Raw genomic sequence first — 7,382 nt, 5'->3', positions numbered from 1 at the left:
TGGCGCAGGACTTCGCGGGGGTCGGCGAAGAACGGCTCGCCTTCCAGTTCGTGCATGGTCATCAGCAGTTGCGCGGTCGGGCGCTTCTGCCAGGGTTCCATGGAGAGGGTGCCGGGGATCGGGTAGCAGATCCGGTCGGCGTCGCCGATGTCGAGACCCAGGCCGGTACTCTCTACGGTGGAGCCGGTGATATCGAGGGCGAACAGGGAAGCGGGGAGATTGATACCTTTTTCGAAGACTTTGTTCAGACTGTTGCGTTCGATCCGCTTGCCGCGAACCACGCCATTCATGTCTGCAATAAGGAGGTCGACGAACTGGACCTCGGGATGTTCCTTGAGGAACTCGCTCGGTTCAGTGAGCTGAACGGCACGCTGGGGTACCGACATGATGCAACACCTTTTTTGTTAAAAATTTCAATCATGCGGGGGGTAGGCTATGAGTCAATCCGAAAGCCTGTGGGATGTCAATAGCCGCCAAAAACGCCCTCTTGTGGGGCGTTGAGGCCGTTTTCAGGGCATTTTCGCCGGACGAAAAGCCGAAAAAAACCTCGCGTCGAAGGGTGTTCAGGAGTGCGTGTTCAATTTTTTACAGGCCTATTGTGTAAAAAAATGAACAACGCTAAGCTCGGCCAAACCCCATAACATCTACAAACAACGGGTGTCTCATGTCTCGCCTGCCGTTAATCGGCGTCACCGCCTGCACCAAGCAGATCGGTCTTCATCCCTACCACATTGCCGGCGACAAATATCTGCGTGCCGTCGTCAACGGCGCTGGCGGTCTCCCGCTGATCATTCCTGCGCTGGGCGAGTCGATCGACCAGGCAGCCCTGCTGGACAGCGTCGACGGCTTGCTCTTCACTGGCTCGCCGTCGAACGTCGAGCCCCGTCATTATAGTGGACCGGCGAGCGAGCCCGGCACCCTCCACGACTCCGACCGCGACGCCACCACGTTGCCGCTGGTCCGCGCCGCCATCGACGCCGGCATTCCGGTCCTCGGCATCTGCCGCGGTTTCCAGGAAATGAACGTGGCTTTCGGCGGCAGCCTGCACCAGAAGGTGCACGAGGTCGGAACCTTCATGGACCACCGCGAGCCGGCCGACCAGCCGCTCGAGGTTCAGTACGCGCCGCGCCATGCCATGCATGTGCAGCCGGGCGGAGTGCTCGCCGGTATCGGCTTGCCGAGCGAGTTCCAGGTCAATTCCATCCATGGCCAGGGCGTTGATCGTCTGGCGCCGGGCCTTCGAGTAGAAGCACTGGCGCCTGACGGGTTGGTCGAAGCCATCTCCGTAGAAGGTGCAAAAGCCTTCGCTCTTGGTGTGCAATGGCACCCGGAGTGGCAGGTTCTGACGAACCCCAACTATCTCGCTATCTTCCAGGCTTTCGGTAAGGCCTGCAGCAAGAGGGCGGGGCAACGTTGAGTCCGGCTGTTGGGGCCGGACTCTCAACCCTGAGGTCTTTATGACTACCAAGTTAGACCAGCTGACCAGCTGGCTGAAGGAACGCAAGATCACCGAAGTGGAATGCCTGATTTCCGATCTGACAGGCATCGCCCGCGGCAAGATCTCGCCGACCAACAAATTCATCGCGGAAAAGGGCATGCGCCTGCCGGAGAGCGTTCTGCTGCAGACCGTCACCGGCGACTACGTGGAAGACGACATTTACTACGACCTGCTCGACCCGGCCGACATCGATATGGTCTGCCGCCCGGACGAGAATGCCGTGTTCCTCGTCCCCTGGGCCATCGAGCCCACCGCGATGGTGATCCACGACACCTTCGACAAGCTCGGCAATCCCATCGAGCTGTCGCCGCGCAACATCCTCAAGCGCGTGTTGAAGATGTATGCCGATAAGGGCTGGCGGCCGATCGTGGCGCCAGAGATGGAGTTCTACCTGACCAAGCGCAGCGACGACCCCGACTATCCGTTGCAGGCCCCGGTGGGCCGCTCCGGACGCCAGGAAACCGGGCGTCAGTCGTTCTCCATCGACGCCGCCAACGAGTTCGACCCGCTGTTCGAGGACATGTACGACTGGTGCGAGGCCCAGGGCCTTGACCTGGATACGCTGATCCACGAGGAAGGCACCGCGCAGATGGAGATCAACTTCCGTCATGGCGACGCCCTCGACCTGGCCGACCAGATCCTGGTGTTCAAGCGCACCATGCGCGAGGCCGCGCTCAAGCACAACGTCGCCGCGACCTTCATGGCCAAGCCGATGACCGGCGAGCCGGGCAGCGCGATGCACCTGCACCAGAGCATCGTCGACGTGAAGACCGGCAAGAACATCTTCTCCAATGCCGACGGCACCATGAGCGAGCTGTTCCTGCACCATATCGGCGGCCTGCAGAAGTTCATCCCGGAAGTGCTGCCGCTGTTCGCGCCCAACGTGAACTCGTTCCGCCGCTTCCTGCCCGATACCTCGGCGCCGGTGAACGTCGAGTGGGGCGAAGAGAACCGTACCGTCGGCCTGCGCGTGCCGGACTCCAGCCCGGAGAACCGCCGGGTCGAGAACCGTCTCGCCGGCGCCGACGCCAACCCTTACCTGGCGCTGGCTGCCAGCCTGCTGTGCGGCTACATCGGCATGGTCGAAGGCATCAAGCCGAGCGCCCAGGTCAAAGGTCGCGGCTATGAACGCCGCAACCTGCGCCTGCCGCTGACGATCGAAGCGGCGCTGGAGCGCATGGAGAACTGCAAGCCCCTCGAGCAGTATCTCGGCAGCAAGTTCATCAGCGGCTACGTCGCGGTGAAGCGTGCGGAGCACGAGAATTTCAAGCGGGTAATCAGCTCCTGGGAGCGGGAATTCCTCCTGCTTTCCGTTTGATCCTGACCGGGGGCGGCCGGCGTGGTCCGCCGCTCCCGGACAGTCTTGAATAGAAGAGGTGTGACATGAACAGCCAAATCACCAACGCCAAGACCCGTGAGTGGCAGGCGTTGAGCCGCGACCACCATCTGCCGCCGTTCACCGACTACAAGCAGTTGAACGAGAAGGGCGCGCGGATCATCACCAAGGCCGAAGGCGTCTATATCTGGGACAGCGAGGGCAACAAGATCCTCGATGCGATGGCCGGCCTCTGGTGCGTCAACGTCGGCTACGGCCGCGAGGAGTTGGTCCAGGCCGCCACCCGGCAGATGCGCGAGTTGCCGTTCTACAACCTGTTCTTCCAGACCGCCCACCCGCCGGTGGTCGAACTGGCCAAGGCGATCGCCGACGTCGCTCCGGAAGGCATGAACCACGTGTTCTTCACCGGCTCCGGCTCCGAGGCCAACGACACCGTGCTGCGTATGGTCCGCCACTATTGGGCGACCAAGGGCCAGCCGCAGAAGAAAGTGGTGATCGGCCGCTGGAACGGCTACCACGGCTCCACCGTCGCCGGCGTCAGCCTGGGCGGCATGAAGGCGTTGCATGAGCAGGGTGATTTCCCCATCCCGGGCATCGTCCACATCGCCCAGCCCTACTGGTACGGCGAGGGCGGCGACATGTCGCCGGACGAGTTCGGCGTCTGGGCCGCCGAGCAGCTGGAGAAGAAGATTCTCGAAGTGGGCGAGGAAAACGTCGCCGCCTTCATCGCCGAGCCGATCCAGGGCGCCGGCGGCGTGATCGTCCCGCCGGACACCTACTGGCCGAAGATCCGCGAGATCCTCGCCAAGTACGACATCCTGTTCATCGCCGACGAAGTGATCTGCGGCTTCGGCCGTACCGGCGAGTGGTTCGGCAGCCAGTACTACGGCAACGCCCCGGACCTGATGCCGATCGCCAAGGGCCTCACCTCCGGCTACATCCCCATGGGCGGGGTGGTGGTGCGCGACGAGATCGTCGAAGTGCTCAACCAGGGCGGCGAGTTCTACCACGGCTTCACCTATTCCGGTCACCCGGTGGCGGCCGCCGTGGCCCTGGAGAACATCCGCATCCTGCGCGAAGAGAAGATCATCGAGAAGGTGAAGGCGGAAACGGCACCGTATTTGCAGAAACGCTGGCAGGAGCTGGCCGACCACCCGTTGGTGGGCGAAGCGCGCGGGGTCGGCATGGTCGCCGCCCTGGAGCTGGTCAAGAACAAGAAGACCCGCGAGCGTTTCACCGACAAGGGCGTCGGGATGCTGTGCCGGGAACATTGTTTCCGCAACGGTTTGATCATGCGCGCGGTGGGCGACACTATGATTATCTCGCCGCCGCTGGTGATCGATCCGTCGCAGATCGATGAGTTGATCACCCTGGCGCGCAAGTGCCTCGATCAGACCGCCGCCGCCGTCCTGGCTTGAGTCCCTGAGCGGACTTTTGCCAGACTGCGCCAGTGCGTTGGCCAGGCTCACCGGGTGGTGACGCGATCGGTTGCGCCACCGCCCGGATACTTCAACAAAAATGGAGCTACCCCGCATGATGAAACGTTTCGGTAAGACCCTGCTCGCCCTGACCTTGGCGGGCTCTGTGGCCGGTATGGCGCAGGCTGCGGACAACAAGGTGCTGCACGTGTACAACTGGTCCGACTACATCGCGCCGGACACCCTGGAGAAGTTCACCAAGGAAACCGGGATCAAGGTCGTCTACGACGTCTACGACAGCAACGAAGTGCTGGAAGCCAAGTTGCTGGCGGGCAAGTCCGGGTACGACGTGGTGGTGCCGTCCAACTCCTTCCTCGCCAAGCAGATCAAGGCCGGGGTCTACCAGAAACTCGACAAGTCCAAGCTGCCGAACTGGAAGAACCTGAACAAGGACCTGATGCACACCCTGGAAGTCAGCGACCCGGGCAACGAGCATGCGATTCCCTACATGTGGGGCACCATCGGCATCGGCTACAACCCGGACAAGGTCAAGGCGGCCTTCGGCGACAACGCGCCGGTGGATTCCTGGGACCTGGTATTCAAGCCGGAGAACATCCAGAAGCTGAAGCAGTGCGGCGTCAGCTTCCTCGACTCGCCGACCGAGATCCTCCCGGCGGCCCTGCATTATCTCGGCTACAAGCCGGACACCGACAATCCCAAGGAACTCAAGGCGGCCGAAGAGCTGTTCCTGAAGATCCGTCCCTACGTCACCTACTTCCACTCGTCGAAGTACATTTCCGACCTGGCCAACGGCAACATCTGCGTCGCCATCGGCTACTCCGGCGACATCTACCAGGCCAAGTCCCGCGCCGAAGAGGCGAAGAACAAGGTCACCGTCAAGTACAACATTCCCAAGGAAGGCGCCGGCAGCTTCTTCGACATGGTCGCCATTCCGAAGGACGCCGAGAACACCGAGGGCGCCCTGGCCTTCGTCAACTTCCTGATGAAGCCGGAAATCATGGCCGAGATCACCGACGTGGTTCAGTTCCCCAACGGCAACGCGGCGGCCACCCCGCTGGTGTCCGAGGCGATCCGCAACGACCCGGGCATCTACCCGAGCGAAGAGGTCATGAAGAAGCTGTATACCTTCCCCGACCTGCCGGCCAAGACCCAGCGGGCGATGACCCGCAGCTGGACCAAGATCAAGTCCGGCAAGTGATCCGCGAGGAGCCCGGCGGCGCCTGAAGCCGCCGGCGCTCCGGCACGAGAGAACCGGAACGCGGCCGGGTTTCCTCCGGTCGCGCTCCCCTGCGAAGAGGTTCGACTCTTTTGCCCGTTCGTCCAGACGCTTCCTCCTGGGGGCCCGACGACCGGACGCAGTATCGACGACGAAGACGCTGCCATGGGCGCTGCGCCAATCTGCCGCGCCGGGGCCGGTCGTGTCGCTCGCACCGGGGCCGAGGGCCCGGAAAACCTGAAACCAACACGCCGGTAGGGAACCCAGCTCACTCATGTTTCCCGGCGGAATCGTCGGGTTGTCATGAAACCCGAGTGATCTGGGCTTACATCGGCACTTGAAGAACACGGGTCGAACAGGCAGGGTGCTGCCGTGAAAAGGCCCGGAACAGGAGTCGGACATGCAACATTCCATTGGCAAGACACTGCTGGTAGCCGCTCTGGCTACGGCGATCGCGGGCCCCGTGCAGGCGGAGAAGAAGAGCCTGCACATCTATAACTGGACCGATTACATCGCTCCCACCACCCTCAAGGACTTCACCAAGGAGAGCGGGATCGACGTCAGCTACGACGTCTTCGACTCCAACGAGACCCTCGAGGGCAAGCTGGTCTCCGGCCACTCCGGCTATGACATCGTGGTGCCGTCGAACAACTTCCTCGGCAAGCAGATCCAGGCCGGTGCCTTCCAGAAGCTGGACAAGAGCAAGCTGCCGAACTGGAAGAACCTCGATCCGGCGCTGCTCAAGCAACTGGAGGTCAGCGACCCGGGCAACCAGTACGCGGTTCCCTACCTGTGGGGCACCAACGGTATCGGTTACAACGTGGCCAAGGTCAAGGAAGTCCTCGGCGACCAGCCGATCGACTCCTGGGCCATCCTCTTCGAGCCGGAGAACATGAAGAAGCTCGCCAAGTGCGGTGTGGCCTTCATGGACAGCGGCGACGAGATGCTGCCCGCCGCCCTCAACTATCTGGGGCTGGACCCCAACACCCACGACCCGAAGGACTACAAGAAGGCCGAGGAAGTCCTGACCAAGGTTCGCCCCTACGTCAGCTACTTCCACTCCTCCAAGTACATCTCCGACCTGGCCAACGGCAACATCTGCGTCGCCTTCGGCTATTCCGGGGACGTCTTCCAGGCCGCTGCCCGCGCCGAAGAGGCCGGCAAGGGCATCGACATCCAGTACGTGATTCCCAAGGAAGGCGCCAACCTGTGGTTCGACCTGATGGCGATTCCCGCCGATGCCAAGGCCGCCGATAACGCCTACGCGTTCATCGACTACCTGCTGCGTCCGGAGGTGATCGCCAAGGTCAGCGACTACGTCGGCTACGCCAACGCGATACCGGGGGCCCGCCCGCTGATGGACAAGAGCGTCAGCGACAGCGAGGAGGTGTATCCGCCGCAGGCCGTGCTCGACAAGCTCTACGTTTCCGCCGTGTTGCCGGCCAAGGTGCTGCGCCTGCAGACCCGTACCTGGACCCGGATCAAGACCGGCAAATAAGTTCAAATTCCGCCCGGTAGCGTGACCGGGCTCAACGACTTGGGAGTTGTGGTAATGGCGATAGCCTCCGGTGCCTACAAGAAAGCCCTAGAGGGCAACCAGCAGCCGAAAGAGGTGCTGGTAAAGATCGACCGGGTAACCAAGCAGTTCGACGAGACGCTGGCGGTGGACACCGTGTCCCTGACCATCAACAAGGGCGAGATCTTCGCCCTGCTCGGCGGCTCCGGCTCGGGTAAATCCACCCTGTTACGCATGCTCGCCGGTTTCGAGCGGCCCACCGAGGGGCGGATCTTCCTCGATGGCCAGGACATCACCGACCTGCCGCCCTACGAGCGGCCGATCAACATGATGTTCCAGTCCTATGCGCTGTTCCCGCACATGAGCGTGGCGCAGAA

The 7,382-nt window shown here is 62.4% G+C and carries 5 protein-coding genes and 2 pseudogenes; 6 read left to right on the top strand and 1 reads right to left on the bottom strand.

The window, feature by feature from the left end; all coding sequences use genetic code 11:
• Positions 1–386, bottom strand: a pseudogene (locus HMPREF3014_RS17920) (glutamine synthetase); the annotation flags it as partial.
• A 278-nt stretch (positions 387–664) separates the two neighbouring features.
• Here HMPREF3014_RS17920 and HMPREF3014_RS17915 point away from each other — a divergent pair.
• The 6 genes and pseudogenes from HMPREF3014_RS17915 to HMPREF3014_RS17890 form a co-directional block, all read left to right on the top strand.
• Positions 665–1,417, top strand: a complete 753-nt coding sequence (locus HMPREF3014_RS17915; protein ID WP_003112938.1) for a gamma-glutamyl-gamma-aminobutyrate hydrolase family protein — start codon at positions 665–667, stop codon at positions 1,415–1,417.
• 40 nt (positions 1,418–1,457) lie between these two features.
• On the top strand, positions 1,458–2,816 hold the full coding sequence (locus HMPREF3014_RS17910) for a glutamine synthetase family protein (protein ID WP_003084290.1): 1,359 nt from the start codon (positions 1,458–1,460) through the stop codon (positions 2,814–2,816).
• Between the two features lie 65 nt (positions 2,817–2,881).
• Positions 2,882–4,252 carry a putrescine--pyruvate aminotransferase gene (gene spuC / locus HMPREF3014_RS17905; protein ID WP_003084297.1) on the top strand — a complete coding sequence of 457 codons (1,371 nt, stop codon included), beginning with the start codon at positions 2,882–2,884 and terminating at the stop codon, positions 4,250–4,252.
• Positions 4,253–4,367: 115 nt separating this feature from the next.
• Complete coding sequence (gene spuD, locus HMPREF3014_RS17900) at positions 4,368–5,471, top strand: putrescine-binding protein SpuD (protein WP_003084299.1); 1,104 nt, start codon at positions 4,368–4,370, stop codon at positions 5,469–5,471.
• A gap of 418 nt (positions 5,472–5,889) precedes the next feature.
• The gene (gene spuE, locus HMPREF3014_RS17895) at positions 5,890–6,987 is read left to right on the top strand and encodes a spermidine-binding protein SpuE (protein WP_003084301.1); all 1,098 of its coding nucleotides are present in this window, start codon (positions 5,890–5,892) and stop codon (positions 6,985–6,987) included.
• A gap of 54 nt (positions 6,988–7,041) precedes the next feature.
• Positions 7,042–7,382, top strand: a pseudogene (locus tag HMPREF3014_RS17890) (ATP-binding cassette domain-containing protein); the annotation flags it as partial.

Source organism: Pseudomonas sp. HMSC065H01 (assembly GCF_001815235.1).
Taxonomy (GTDB): Bacteria; Pseudomonadota; Gammaproteobacteria; order Pseudomonadales; family Pseudomonadaceae; genus Pseudomonas; species Pseudomonas aeruginosa.
The sequence above is the reverse complement of the archived record's forward strand: the minus strand, read 5'-3'. Positions and strand labels throughout refer to the sequence as shown.